Genomic DNA, 14,288 nt, shown 5'->3' with positions numbered 1-14,288 from the left:
TCTAACCAAAATCCTATTTTTTTAAAAAATGGAAACGATATATGTATAATACAATAATTATATTAAAATGTCAATGCTTTGAAATTTTTAAATCAAAGGGTCATAAATCAAAGGGTCAGGCTTGAAAAATTTACTTACTATTCTGTCAAATAGGGGAGGTCAGGCTCTCTATTAAAATTTATGATATAATAATACCAGTAGATATCAATTGTGATATTAACTACTGGTATTTGAAAACTTAACATGGGTCAAAATCGTATTTACCCTTTTATTTCTTTATTATTGTAAGATACTTTTTTTATTTTTTTATTATTGGTATCCATACTTCACACCTATAATCATCATCACTTGGACAAAGCCCTTCATTAGGATATAATTCAATCTCAGGTCCTCCTGAATGTTCATAACCCGTTGCAGGAAACCACTCTGAATAAATTCTCTTCCACACCTTCTGAATTGCATCAGGTATAGACCCTACTGATTGAAATACAGCCCATGTAGATGCTGGTATTTCAAATTCCTCAAATCCCTCAAATTCTTCTAGCTTAACATCCTTTGTTTTTTTAACAGCAATTACATATGTTATTTCTTCAAGCTCCTTACTATAATCCATACATATACCAAGCATATCTTTACTGTCTGATAATTTCATTAGTTTCTGGTCCAGACCTTTTTGGCAAAATTCTTCCCAAAATTTTGGTATCTTAATATAATTTTCCCCGTCTTTTGTAGACACTCTTATACTCTTACCAATTACTTTATAATCATCTCCATTGATAATTTTGTAATCCATATCCTTATCTCCTTTAATAGATATTTGAAAGGAAAGGCGAGGATAAGCTTTTAATTTTATTCCTGGTCGGCGTGCTGCGGATGGAGGTATACCATGAATATTTTTAAAAGCTTTAGTAAAAGCTTCAGGTGTTTCATAACCATACTTTAATGCAATATCTATTACTCTAGTCCTTGATGAAGCCAATTCCTGAGCTGCCAATGTAAGTTTCCTCTTTCGTATGTATTCTGCTACCGTTACATTTGCTATCATATAAAACATTCTTTGAAAGTGAAATGATGATGAATAAGCTACTTTAGCTACTTCATCAATATCTACCTTCCCCTCAATATTCTCCTCAATATAATCCAATGCATTGGTCAACCTCCTTAACCATCTCAAGCCTTCCTGCCTCCTTCTAATTACTATTATAAGGAATAATAGAAAAGATTTCCTATCATTTTGTGCGGTTATTTAACAGTATAATTTATAAGCAAGAAAACTTCAACCTTTTTTAAACAAAATAAACGAGTCAACAGGAACCGTCCCCATTGACTCGGGAACCGTCCCCATTGACTCGTAATCTTCCTATTTATAAAACACATGATTTCCAATTCTTTTTACATATGTCTTATTTTGTACAATCCATTTGCCTGCTGACTTATCGGGATTGAAAAAATAAGTGCAGCTTCCAACTGGCTTTGCACCCCTTAATGCATCCTTTGCTGCTTGTACACTTGCTTGAGATGGCGTATTATATATAGTTCCTTCTGCAACAGGACTAAACTGAGGAATACCTTGAAAATATTCAAAAATTACACCCTTTACTGTATTTGGAAACTCCTTTGAGCTTACCCTGTTTAATACAACATTTCCTACAGCAAGTTTTCCTTCATAGGGTTCAGCTTCTGCTTCAGCATGAATTATTCTAGACAACCAGTATAAATCAGTTGAATAGCTGCTATTACCCCTGCTTGTTACAAGGGAATCGGCGGTAGAATATAGATATGCTTGGGTTTGTTTGCCTGCTATTCCATCAACAGTTATTTTGCATGCTTTCTGAAAGTTGATTACTGCCCATCTTGTCCTTGGTCCATATATACCATCTATAGGACCTGGAGAGAATCCTTTGTTATTAAGAGTATACTGTAATCTAGATACTTCACTGCCCCTGCTACCAAGTTTTAATGTCAAATAGGAGTTTGTGTTGCTTTGAGCAGCATAGATAATCGTTACCTGAAGTGAAATCATTAGTAAAATAAGGATTATAGACGTAAGCTTCTTCGAGTATGTTTTCATACACTATACACTCCTTCCTATTATTTGCTTCCGAAGTTAGCTGACGGGTTCGGGATAGAAGGTTCCCTACCATGTCATTCATGGATTAGCCCCTTTTTTTTTTGGTTCCTCCGTACCTGGGTATTCCAGGATTCAGCAAGTGTAGTGTAACTACATAAACAATATTATATAAATCTCCATATATTATGTCAACCATTTTAGGCTATGACCATTATTTACATTTTTTTTGGTAGTATATTACATCAAATAAGACTAATGTACTAAGTATATATTTTCAATAAATCAACTGTTCATATAAAGTTGTGTTGATTGTAATTTGTGATAAAATAGTACTTAGATTTAAAGCTGAACTTTAAAGAAAATCATAATAAACGGAGGGTGAACTTTGGATAAATCAAAAAACAAAAGCTTAAAGATAGGAATAATAACCTTACTTTTAATTCTTCTTTGTCATTCTATTTTGGGAAGCATATCCTTTAAAAACTTTATTAATCTCAAGGCATTGGAATTAATAGTTTCTGGAGTTGTTTTATCAATTATAATAAGCTATTCCTTTGAAACCATAATATTTACCATACATACTATAAGAAACAGCTTTAATGTTGATATTGACTATGCAATGCATATATTTACCTTATATGAATTTGCTATAAAGGTTAAAAAATCTGGTGCATTGAAAATAGAGTCTGAAATATTAGAGGAGGAAAATGAATTTATTAAAAGTGCAATGAGTCTAGTTTGTGATCACGAAAAACCTGACAACATAAGAGATATTCTTGAAAAGGATATTGAATCCAGACGTGTTAAACTATTTAAAGCCTATAACGTCCTTAAAATGATATCCCAAGTGGCTCCTTCATTTGGCCTTGTTGGAACCTTAATAGGTATGATAGGACTACTATCCCATATTAATAATCCTAAATTGATAATGGTAAATATGTCATCTGCATTGGTTAGCACGCTTTATGGTGCTCTTATTGCCAACTTCATTGCAGTTCCTTTGATGGGTAGAGTAAAGGAATTAATCGATAAAAGAACCCTTGAATATAGAATAATTACTGAAGGTACTATTTTAATTGCAAAAAATGATTCTGTAAGAAACGTTTTTGATAAAATGAACGTTATGCTCCCCGATGATTTGAGGCTTCAATATCCAAAAAACTTTAGGGAAAGGAATTATACAGAAAATGAAATCGCATTATGATGATAATATAGAGTATGAAAATGATATCTCAAGCCATTGGATGATAACCTATAGTGATATGATTACAATTATATTATGCTTTTTTATTATATTCTTTACCTTTTCTGCTGAGGAAATAAGTGCCCTATATACTGTAAAGGATTCTTTAATGAATAAAGTAAACAAATTAAGCGATGAAAACATAAAGCTTAGCAATGAAAATACTAAGCTTAGAAAAGAAAAAAAATCTCTATCTGAAGAGCTTTTTAATATTAAAAATGTAGAAACTGATTTAAATAGCTCAAATGAAGAATTTATTTCTTTTTTAAGAAATAATAATCTTTTAAAAGACGTATCTATCAGTCAAAAAGAAAATGAACTTATAATTAGATTTAAAAATAGCATTTTATTCGACAGTGGAAGTGCAGAAATAACTGAAAAAGGATATATGGTTTTAGATAAGATTGCTGACAAGCTCAAACTAATAGACAATGACTTTGTAGTTGAAGGCTTCACAGATAATGTTCCAATAAATACAAAGCAATTTCCTTCTAACTGGGAGCTTTCATCATCTAGGGCAATAAATGTAGTTAAGTTTTTTATAAATGAGAAATCCATTGATGAAAATAGAATCTCCTTCAGCGGATGGGGAGAAAGAAAGCCCATAGCTTCCAATACCACTGAAGAGGGTAGAGCTAAAAATAGAAGAATAGAAATAAGGATAATTAATTAATTTTAATTCCCCTTATTTCTATTACTTAGTACTATTAATGAGTCAAAAAGAACCGTCCCCTTGACTCAAACAGCAGAAGATTTACATTCATATTTAAAAGATTTGAGTCATCGGTGACGATTTCATTACCTCGGTTCTAAGACTGGTACGACTTCCAAACTCGGTATATCTTCTACCAATCCAGTTGAATATATAGTGTAATAGTTGTTTGGCTTTAATTGAAGGTTTGAAATAGCTAATATTACATCATTGCTTCCTACAGAACGTATTCCAAAGGTATAAGTTCCTGGAGGAACACAGATATAATCTGTTATATCTTTATAACCAACATTTCTAAATACTTTTCTACCATCTGAAAAACTTATGTCAACAACTGGTGCATCTGGAGATAGATGAACAAATCTTATACAAGGTCTTCCAAAATTTTGTGCAGTATATGGTTCTAGAATATAATATAGGCTCATATTTGAAAGCTTACCAATAACAGCTACGTTAAAAGCTGTACCTTGTAGAATGTATAAATCTTCATTTAAAACTGGATTTGTAGTCTCTCCAGTTGGATAGATATTAATATTGTATTTTCCTGGAGCAATGGGTATATATTGTGTAAAATCCTTATAAACAAGATTTTCTACAATAAGGTTTCCATCTTCATAGATATCTACAGCTGATACATTAGGGGAAGCATGAAATAATCTGATAAAAGAATTGGGAGTAGTTCCTCTATACGCACCTATAACATTAATTGACATCGCATATGGGGAATATAACATGGTTCAATATCTCCTTCCACTTGCTTACTATTATTAAGGTATAAAATTCATCTCAATTTTTACTTAACTAATTCACAAATACATTTTTAATCAAATTTCACCTTTAAATAACCTGCAAACTAAAAACACCCTTTTGAGAACAAAAGGATGTTAGTTATAAATAAGCACAAAAATAGATATAGTGCACTTATCTAAAACACCTCCTCATCCTCGTGAGTAGTTGCGGCATTGCTCTTTATGGCAGGTCTCCTGACTTAGGATCATCGTAAATCTACACCTTCCCATCCAGTACTCAATATTATTAAGTGCTAAACAGTGGTTTCATATAGATTTACTCCTCATCACAGTGGCGGGACCGTGTTGGATTCTAACCAAACTTCCCTTTTAAATCTCTGATTCAAAATCAGAGGTACCATAAAGCTCTGTATTAAATTGTTTTCAGCTTAAATTTTAAATTAGTTATATATATGTCAACATTATTCTATGCCACTTACCAGCTCTATACCATTACTCATCATATTAAAAAGTGCCATAACATGCATCAAATCGCCATTGTGTATTGCATAATCATATGTATCTACAGCATTTATCGGAACAATAATCCTAACCTTTTTATTTTTCATATTAAAATAAGCCTTAAGAGTAACCGCAAATTGTTCTATACAGATATCTGTACAATCTCCTATTATAATAAAAGTATTTATTTGCGAATTTGTCTTTAGCCATTCCTGAAACCTTTCTTCTAAAAAAGCATTAGTAGAATTTTTAGAAATCAAACTATACCCTCCAATCTCCCTAAGCTCTTCTACAATCATGCTTTCAGATGTTCCCCTCATGCAATGAACAGGATACGCATCGAATTCTGGAGATTGTTCTGTATGACAATCTGCAAAAGCAATTTTAGCAATCCTATTTTCATCACACCCCCTTGAAATCTTTACTATTTCAGGTATTAAAGCTTCTACTCTAGGACTTTGTAATGCTCCTTCCCTTGCAAAGCCGTTAACCATATCAATAATAATGAGTACAGTATTTTCTGATCTTAGGTCTCTTAAGTTAAGCGAAGGTAGAGACTCTAATGTATTTAAAATTAAATCAAGAGTTTCTGTACTTCTCTTTAAAAAATGCTGTTTGTCTAAATTTAACATAAAAGCTCTCCTTTCCCTTCGTTATGTATTTTTAGCCAACATAACCAATATCATTTTATCCAAATTATACCACACTTGTTATTAATTCATCTAGCTAATTCTCATACTATCATGCCATTAACACAGTCATCTTCTATAGTAAACTGTCATCAATTAGTTGCTCGAATACCCATCACACATAAGTCAGCACCAACCATCGAACGGGTGATGCTGATTAATCAGATTTTTCCCGATAAATAAGCTATAAAAAGATTAGTAAATATAAATTCAATAAAATTTATATTCAAAAACTAAATCCATTTCCCAAAACCTCTCTAGTGATTGAAGCCATTACAAAAGCATTCTTATCTTTTTCTTTAATAAACCTTTTAAGCCTAATGAATTCCTTTTTGTTCATTACAGTAGTAATTACTGTTCTACTAATATTAGTATATGACCCTTCAGCATGATATATGGTTGCACCACGATTAAGATCTTTATTGATAAACTCTCTTATTTCATCAGGATATACACTAATAATGGAAATACTTATCTTTAGGTCTAACCCCTCAATAACATTATCAATAACAAAAGCATTCATTATAACTCCTAATAAAGCATATAGTCCCAGCTCTAATCCAAAGGTTAATCCAGCTAAAAGTGTAATCATAAAATCAGAAAGCAATAATGCCTTGCCAATCTCAATATGAAAAAACTTGTTCAATATCTTAGCTACTATATCAGTACCACCAGTAGAGGCATTTCGATAAAAAATTATCGCCATTCCGATTCCTTGAACGAGAATTCCAAAGAATAAATTTAAAAACATGTCATTTACTATAGGATTATATATCGGTATAAATTCATCCATTATCCATACCGCTCCCGTAAGTGCAAAGCTAGCATATATTGTCTTAGCTCCAAATTGTCTTCCTATCAATATAAAAGCAATAATAAATAGTAGTAGATTCATTATAAACATCATAGAGCCAATAGATAACCAAGGAAAAATATTGTTGATAACCATAGCAAGCCCAGTTACTCCACCCACAGCTAAATCAGCTGGCACTAGAAAAAATGATAAGCCTAGAGCTACTATAATCACTCCTATAGTAATGATTACATAATCCTTTATCACTTTTTTCATTTCAACCACCCCCACTGAAAATATATTAATTACTTAACTCTCATGGTTCCCTTTTTCATAAACCTAGCATGCCAAGACAGTGCTTCTTCTAATATATGAGGTATATGCTTATCTCTTCCTTCTTTAGCCCGATTAAAATAATCTATTAGCATTGGTCTAAAATCAGGATGAGCACAATTTTTTATTATAGACTCTGCCCTTTCCTTTGGACTTAATCCTCTTAAATCTGCAACCCCTTGCTCAGTTATTACAACCATAACATCATGTTCTGTATGGTCATGATGAGATACCATTGGAACAATTGAAGATATTTCTCCATTTTTAGCAGTAGAAGGCGTTGTAAAAATTGAAATATAAGCATTTCTCGTAAAATCTCCTGAACCACCAATACCATTCATCATTCCAGAACCCATTATATTAGTTGAATTTACATTACCATAGATATCTACTTCTACAGCAGTATTTATAGCTATGACTCCTAGTCTCCTGATTACTTCAGGATGATTGCTAATTTCTTGAGGTCTTAAAATAATCTTATCTCTGTAAAATTTTATATTTTCTTTAAATTTCTCTAATCCCTCTATAGATGGAGTTATAGAAGTACCCGAAGCAAATAATACTTTGCTAGTATCTATAAGTTCAAGCATAGAATCTTGTATAACCTCGGTATAACAAACTAGATTTTCAAAATCCGATTTACCAAGTCCTGCTAATACTGCATTAGCTACACTTCCCACACCAGATTGAATAGGTAGAAGTTCATTAGTCAATCGCCCTTCTTCTACTTCCCTTTTAAGGAAGTTAATAAGATGTTCTGATATTTTTTGAGATGTTTCATCAACTGGAGCTAGCGGACGAACATTATCTTTTATATCTGTAATTACTATTGCAGCTATTTTATCTATACCACAAGGAATATATTCAGTTCCTATTCTATCATTTGGCATCACAATTGGTATTGGTCTTGTATATGGAGGATTTTTCGGAATATAAATATCCGCCATTCCTTCTAGCTGAGGAGGCTGACTCGTATTAATTTCAATAATTACTTTATCTGCCATCTTAACATAGGTAGGAGAGGCTCCAATTGATGTAGATGGAATTATATGTCCTTCTTTAGTTATTGCAACTGCCTCTATAATAGCAATATCAATCTTTCCTAAAAAGCCCAGCTTTGTATAATGTGGAACATGACTAAGATGCATATCTAAAAACTCACATTTTCCTCGATTCGTGATTTCTCTTAGGCTTTTATTGGTTTGATATGGTAATCGTTTTTCTATAATATCTGCTCTAGCTAAAGCTCCATCTAATTCATCTCCTACTGAAGCACCTGTGTAAAGATTTATCTTTATTTTATTTTTAGTTTCTTTAGCTAACTTTGCTAAAGCAAGTGGCACTGCCTTTGGATATCCTGAAGGTGTAAAGCCGCTTGTAGCAACATTCATACCATCCTTTATCAGCATTGCAGCCTCTTTAGCAGTACAAACCTTATTTAAAAGCTTACTATTTCTAATTCTATTTGAAAGCATAATAATTCCCCCTTCTAATCCTCCTTTATTTGGAACAAAGTCGTCTAACAACACAACTAAAAAACACCCTTTTGAGAACAAAAGGGTGCTAGTTACAAATAGGCATAAAAGCAGACACAGATATAGTGTCAAATACTTATCTATAACACCTCCTCATCCTCGTGAGTAATTACGGCATTGTTCTCTATGGCAGGTCTCCTGACTTAGGATCATCATAAATCTACACCTTCCCATCCAGCACTCAATATTATTAAGTGCTAGACAGTGGTTTCATATAGATTTACTCCTCATCACAGTGGCGGGACCGTGTTGGATTCTAACCAAACTTCCCTTTTAAATCTCTGATTCAAAATCAGAGATACCATAAAGCTCCGTATTAAATTGTTATTCAGCTTAAATTTTAAATTAGTTATATATATATGTCAATATGTATTAAAAAAAATACAATTATACATTTTAAAAATTCACTGTTTTTTTGTTATCCCCTTACATATCTCGTATAAAGTTTCCAAGTCTAGAATTATTTCCCTCTTTTCTCCTTCCTCAGTCATATTATTACTATCAACATAGTAGTATGATAATAAATATTGTAATATGTAAAAAATTTTTTATATGTTTCAAATTTCTACAAATTTTACCATAGATAACATGTATAATATAAATTGGATGCATCCATTATTACAATTTTTATATATTTATCATATTTTAGGAGGTGAAGCTAATGAAAAAACAAAAACCAGATTTTAAAGTTGTTAAAGTTGATGGTTGTATGAATTCAACAACAAATGAACCTAAATAAAAAATTATAACTACAGTTTGAATTTTTATTTTATAAGGTTAAAAGAAGGATAGTCTCTTTCTTTTAACCTTAACTCAAAGTAAAAGGAATGATAACATAAATGAATACAAATGAAATTTTGAGTTTTCCTTTAATTGTAAAATGGAATATAACTTCTAAATGTAATTTGAGATGTAAACATTGTTTTCTAAGCAATTATTCTCATGAAGATCCTGAATTATTAAAAATTAAGAATTTCGTTAAAGATTTATCTAAAAAAAAGATAGCTTCTATACACATTTCTGGAGGAGAACCATTAATGAGAAGTGATTTAGAAGAAATTATCAAAATAATATCAGCTAATAATATTTCACTATTATTAGCTTCAAATGGTACATTACTAACAAATAATAGAATTAAAAGATTAATTAATAGTGGGTTATTAAATTATCAAATAAGTTTAGATGGACATAATAGGGAAATTAATGATTATATAAGAGGAAATGGAGCTTTTGATAAGACTATTAAATCTATAAAAGAATTAAAAATTAAAGGTGCAAAAATTATCTTAGCTTATACATTAAATAAAATTAATTATCTCTATTTTGATGAAATTATTAAATTAGCAGAAAATTTGAATGTAGATGCACTTAGATTCGAACTATTCATACCATTAGGCTCTGGTAAAAATAACAAATCAGAATTAGATTTAGATAATGAATCACTTAAGTTTTTAAAAAAGAAGATGTTATCAGCAACTAGCAATAGGGTTAAGCTAATTTTCCCTTTGTTTAACTCGGAATTTGGTTGTGGAGCTGGATATTTCAGTTGTGTTATCAACTCTGATTTTACCGTATCTCCTTGTGATATGTTAATTGAAACTCAAAAAACTTCACCAATACATAGTGTGGATGAATTGCAAGACATATGGAAAAATTCTGAATTTTTTCAGAATTGGAGAAATTTTAAGATTAATGATGATTATTGTAATACTTGTGATTATGTTTCAAAATGCAACTATGGTTGTCGTGCATCAGCTTTAGCTTATAATAGTAATTTTAATTCTCACGATAGATTATGTCTTTTCAGGAGTAAATAGTTATGAATAAAGTAATCCAAGATCATTCTAAATTAATATTTTTATCAGCTTTATTAGGGTTTCAATCTTTTATGAGTCCTATTTTGGTAATATTCTATTTAAAATATGTTGGAGTATCCTTTAGTCAATTTGTATTTTTGGATAGTATTCTATTTTTATTGGTTGCAATATTCGAAGTTCCAAGTGGATATTTAGCTGATAGATTTGGGAGAAAAAGAACACTACTAATTTCCTATGCATTTACAATATTATCAATGATTGTATTAATACTTTTTCCGTCATATATTGGTGCATTAACTAGTATAATCATATCTGGAGTATTCATACCATTAGGTTCAGGTAATGCAAGAGCAATATATTTTGAAAGTTTTAAAGAGCTGAATGAAGAAAAAAAATTACAAAAAATATATTCAAAATCAAATTCAATATCATTTGTTATATTAACTATTATCGCTACAATTTCGGGTTTTATAGCAAAAATAAACCTAGTTTTACCAGTTATAATTGATGTAATATTACTTGTAATTAATTTTATAGTAACATTTTTCTTATTACATGATGATAAAATTTATTTATCAAATCAAGAAACCAGTACTGTCAAAAGTAAAATTGGTAAGTTTATATGTAATAATAATAGTACCAAAGGATTGATCAATGTAACACCAATTTTTTTGATAAGTGCTCTATTTTTTGTAGCGTTAAGAGTTTCATATACTACTTATCAACCTTTATTTGAAGATTTTAATATTGATATTCGATATTTTGGTGTGATTTTTGCTTTGTTTAATATCATATGTGCTTTATCATCATATATGGCTCCTAGATTTTTGAAATTTACTTCAACTGAGTTAGTAGCTTTATTAGTATTAGCTACTTTTATTACAATTTCTTTTATAGGAATTTTTACATCAAATAGTATATTTCTAATTTTACTTTTTATATCTTTGCAACAGATAGTAAGAGGATTACATAGCCCATTTTTTTCAATTCAAAAGAATTACTATATTCCTATAAATACAAAAAAAAGAGTTACATATTTATCTTATTCTAATTTATTATCTACCTTATTAGTATCATTATACCTATATATGTTTTCTTGCATGAACAGTAGATTATCTTTAAAAGTGAGTATATTATATTTTGGCATATTAATTAGTCTTACTTCTGTATTAATAATAATAGTACACCACATATTAAAAAGGAAAGGAAGAATAAAATGTTACCAATCTCAGCAATAGTTTATCTAACACATAAATGTTCCTTAGAATGTAAGCACTGTTTTTTAACCGATTCAGGGAAACTAAATAAAAATGAATTATCTTATAAATCTATGATTACAGTTCTAGATGATTTTATGAATAATAAAGTATGTATGGTTGCTTATACAGGTGGAGATCCTTTATTGCATACAAGATTGTTTGATATTTTGAATGAAACAAAAAAGAGAGGAATGCTTCCACTTCTTGGATTATCTGGAATAGGAGTAACTAAAGAAATTGCTGAAAAAATCTATAATTCAGGAGTAAGATGTGTTCAAGTAAGTTTAGATGGTAGTAATGAAAAAATAAACTCGCTTTTCAGAGGTAAAAATGTCTTTGATGATATAATAAATTCAATTAAACTTGTAAACAAAGCACCTTTTAACAATATAGCTTGGTTACTACCTATAAATAACATTCTCCTAAAAATATAAAGGATCAGATTTATAAAATCAAGTATTTTTTTACACTTGACTTCTCATAATATCTGACCCTAAAATCTTATTTCCTTATTCCCTTATATATCTCATATAAAGTTTCCAAGGCTAGAATTATTTCCCTCTTTTCTCCTTCCTCAGCCATGTTATTACTATCAACATAGTTATTTATGCCATCTTTTACATCATTCTTAAAAAGTACAACATTATTTAATATGGAGCCTACCTTAACCTTCCTTAATCTCCCTAAGGTCATTAAAGCAGAGGTTTCCATATCCCCACCCAGTACTCCTTTTTTACTCCAATACTGGACAACTTCATCTTCATTATCTATATAAAAGGAATCATGACTTCTTACTAAGCCTACATGATGGGGATAATTTAATTCTACTGCCTTTTTCTTAAGATTCAAGGTGATTTCCATATTGGATACAGCAGGATAATTCTCAGAGATATACATTCTAGAGGCTCCTTCCTCTCTTACTGCTCCTTCTGCTATAATTAAATCTCCTATAGCTATATTTTCTTGATATGCTCCAAGGCTTCCTATCCTAATAAAGTACTCTCCTCCACAAGCAATTAATTCCTCTAAAGCAATACAAGCTGAAGCCCCACCTATTCCTGTTGATACAACACTCACTTCCATACCTTTGTATTTACCCTTTACGCTCTTGAATTCTCTATTATTAGCAATTTCTTCATATTCATCTAGATACTTTGAAACCCTATCTACCCTGGCAGGGTCCCCTGGAAGTATTACCATCTTTGCAACATCTTCTTTTGTACATTGTATATGCGGCTGTTTCATGATTAATACATGCCCCCTTAAAATTTTAATACAGCATCTAATATAGCTTCTCCTAGTGTAGGATGGATAAATAATTTACTCTTAATATCATCTATTTTAAAGCCTCTATCTATCCAAATACCAACATCGCCTACTAAATCCGAAGCATTTTCACTACTTATCCACAAGCCTATTATTTTATTATTTCTATCAGTTAATATTTTTAAAAAACCCTCATGGAGTCCCTTGCTAAATCCTCTAAATGTATCTTTAAAATGTATTTTTTCTACTTTATATTCTTCATTTTTAAGTTCATTTTCTTGATATCCTGCTCCTGCTATTTCATAGATCGTATATATTGCCCTAGGCAAAGCTTTGTAATTCTTTTTAGGTTTAGTATTATTAATAAAATACTCTGATAGTTCTATTCCTTGATTTATTCCTATATGAGCCATTCCAAGAATTCCATTTATATCTCCTATTGCATATATATTTTCTACATTAGTCTTAAAAAAATCATTCACTGGAATACAATCAGCTTCTATCCTCACGCCTATTTCCTTTAATCCCTTAGGAATATTAGGTCTCCGTATGCCAGTAACTAAAGCTTTACTGGCATAAATATTCCTATCCCCAAAAGATATCCTAGCTCTATTATCTTTAAGCTCTATATTCTTTACTTTATTTCCTAATATAAAATCAACATTGTTTTCTCTCAAGTAATTAACCGTAAGTTCTTTTAAATCTTCATCATTTCCTTTTAAAATTTCTTTATCCATATCAATAACTGTAACCTTTACTCCAAGTGATGAAAATAGAGAAGCAAATTCTATTCCTTCAACATTTGCTCCAATGATACATATATCCTCTGGCAAGTCCTCCATATTTACAGCTCCAATATGGCTTAAGATAATATCTTCATCTATAGTTATATCTCCAAACCCCCTAGGACTTGTCCCAGTGGCTAAAACACACTTATCAAATTTTAAAATTATATCATTTATTCTAAATTCATTTTGGCTCAAGAATTCTCCATTCCCAAAATAAATATCAACCTTTAAAGCTCTCAGGTTTTTTTGTATCATTTCTTCAATTTCAAACAAATCATCCCTAACTGATGTATAAAGCTTCTTCATAGCAAGCTTAACTTCACATATTTCATTTTTTATCAATTTTTTGCTGATATTTACATCTCTAATCTTATCTAAATATTTCTTTACTGGAAGGCAGCCAGTTCTAAAGCCTACTCCTCCTAATCTAGCTTTTTCAATTATTGCAACTTTTTTTTTGCATTTAGCATAATTTTTAGCAAAATAATACCCAGCTGGTCCACAGCCTAATATAAGCACATCGTATTTCATA

At 30.6% G+C, this 14,288-nt stretch carries 13 protein-coding genes and 3 riboswitches; of the genes, 5 read left to right on the top strand and 8 right to left on the bottom strand.

Annotated elements, in window-relative coordinates; translation table 11 throughout:
* Window positions 1-298: 298 nt before the first annotated feature.
* Window positions 299-1,174, bottom strand: coding sequence for an AraC family transcriptional regulator (locus BUB36_RS14135; RefSeq protein ID WP_073151622.1), 876 nt, complete (start codon window positions 1,172-1,174; stop codon window positions 299-301).
* 186 nt (window positions 1,175-1,360) lie between these two features.
* Window positions 1,361-2,071, bottom strand: a complete 711-nt coding sequence (locus BUB36_RS14130; RefSeq protein WP_073151619.1) for a cell wall hydrolase — start codon at window positions 2,069-2,071, stop codon at window positions 1,361-1,363.
* A 10-nt stretch (window positions 2,072-2,081) separates the two neighbouring features.
* Window positions 2,082-2,219: riboswitch (cyclic di-AMP (ydaO/yuaA leader) on the bottom strand.
* 237 nt (window positions 2,220-2,456) lie between these two features.
* On the opposite strand from BUB36_RS14130, the gene BUB36_RS14125 reads away from it, so the two are divergent.
* Both BUB36_RS14125 and BUB36_RS14120 read left to right on the top strand, forming a co-directional pair.
* Complete coding sequence (locus BUB36_RS14125) at window positions 2,457-3,275, top strand: motility protein A (RefSeq protein ID WP_073151616.1); 819 nt, start codon at window positions 2,457-2,459, stop codon at window positions 3,273-3,275.
* Window positions 3,259-3,987: an OmpA/MotB family protein gene (locus tag BUB36_RS14120; protein WP_073151613.1), complete on the top strand. Its 729-nt coding sequence runs from the start codon at window positions 3,259-3,261 to the stop codon at window positions 3,985-3,987. The genes BUB36_RS14125 and BUB36_RS14120 overlap by 17 nt, the downstream gene beginning before the upstream one ends.
* Before the next feature lie 125 nt (window positions 3,988-4,112).
* Here BUB36_RS14120 and BUB36_RS14115 read toward each other — a convergent pair whose 3' ends face one another.
* The 4 genes from BUB36_RS14115 to BUB36_RS14100 all read right to left on the bottom strand — a co-directional run bounded on the left by BUB36_RS14115 (window position 4,113) and on the right by BUB36_RS14100 (window position 8,566).
* Window positions 4,113-4,760, bottom strand: coding sequence for a DUF4397 domain-containing protein (locus tag BUB36_RS14115; RefSeq protein WP_073151610.1), 648 nt, complete (start codon window positions 4,758-4,760; stop codon window positions 4,113-4,115).
* A gap of 222 nt (window positions 4,761-4,982) precedes the next feature.
* A riboswitch (cobalamin riboswitch) is annotated at window positions 4,983-5,192 on the bottom strand.
* 44 nt (window positions 5,193-5,236) lie between these two features.
* Entirely contained in the window at window positions 5,237-5,908 is a 672-nt protein-coding gene (locus tag BUB36_RS14110; RefSeq protein ID WP_073151607.1) for a cysteine hydrolase family protein, read from the bottom strand.
* Window positions 5,909-6,191: 283 nt separating this feature from the next.
* On the bottom strand, window positions 6,192-7,034 hold the full coding sequence (locus BUB36_RS14105) for a YitT family protein (protein WP_073151597.1): 843 nt from the start codon (window positions 7,032-7,034) through the stop codon (window positions 6,192-6,194).
* A gap of 29 nt (window positions 7,035-7,063) precedes the next feature.
* The gene (locus BUB36_RS14100) at window positions 7,064-8,566 is read right to left on the bottom strand and encodes an acetyl-CoA hydrolase/transferase family protein (protein ID WP_073151628.1); all 1,503 of its coding nucleotides are present in this window, start codon (window positions 8,564-8,566) and stop codon (window positions 7,064-7,066) included.
* A 171-nt stretch (window positions 8,567-8,737) separates the two neighbouring features.
* Window positions 8,738-8,947, bottom strand: a riboswitch (cobalamin riboswitch).
* A gap of 518 nt (window positions 8,948-9,465) precedes the next feature.
* Between BUB36_RS14100 and BUB36_RS14095 the strand changes: the two genes are divergently transcribed.
* From BUB36_RS14095 to BUB36_RS14085, 3 genes are read left to right on the top strand one after another with little or no spacing between them, the layout of a single operon-like run.
* Window positions 9,466-10,443, top strand: coding sequence for a radical SAM/SPASM domain-containing protein (locus tag BUB36_RS14095; protein WP_073151595.1), 978 nt, complete (start codon window positions 9,466-9,468; stop codon window positions 10,441-10,443).
* Window positions 10,444-10,445: 2 nt separating this feature from the next.
* Window positions 10,446-11,681 (top strand): MFS transporter, encoded by a 1,236-nt coding sequence (locus tag BUB36_RS14090; protein WP_073151592.1) that lies wholly within the window; start codon window positions 10,446-10,448, stop codon window positions 11,679-11,681.
* Window positions 11,660-12,136, top strand: a complete 477-nt coding sequence (locus BUB36_RS14085) for a radical SAM protein (RefSeq protein WP_073151590.1) — start codon at window positions 11,660-11,662, stop codon at window positions 12,134-12,136. The genes BUB36_RS14090 and BUB36_RS14085 overlap by 22 nt, the downstream gene beginning before the upstream one ends.
* 67 nt (window positions 12,137-12,203) lie before the next feature.
* Here BUB36_RS14085 and BUB36_RS14080 read toward each other — a convergent pair whose 3' ends face one another.
* The gene (locus BUB36_RS14080; protein ID WP_073151587.1) at window positions 12,204-12,947 is read right to left on the bottom strand and encodes a nucleoside phosphorylase; all 744 of its coding nucleotides are present in this window, start codon (window positions 12,945-12,947) and stop codon (window positions 12,204-12,206) included.
* A gap of 17 nt (window positions 12,948-12,964) precedes the next feature.
* The gene (locus tag BUB36_RS14075) at window positions 12,965-14,287 is read right to left on the bottom strand and encodes a dihydrolipoyl dehydrogenase family protein (protein ID WP_073151584.1); all 1,323 of its coding nucleotides are present in this window, start codon (window positions 14,285-14,287) and stop codon (window positions 12,965-12,967) included.
* Window position 14,288: the final 1 nt, after the last annotated feature.

This window comes from Paramaledivibacter caminithermalis DSM 15212, assembly GCF_900142245.1.
Lineage (GTDB): Bacteria > Bacillota > Clostridia > Peptostreptococcales > Caminicellaceae > Paramaledivibacter > Paramaledivibacter caminithermalis.
The sequence above is the reverse complement of the archived record's forward strand: the minus strand, read 5'-3'. Positions and strand labels throughout refer to the sequence as shown.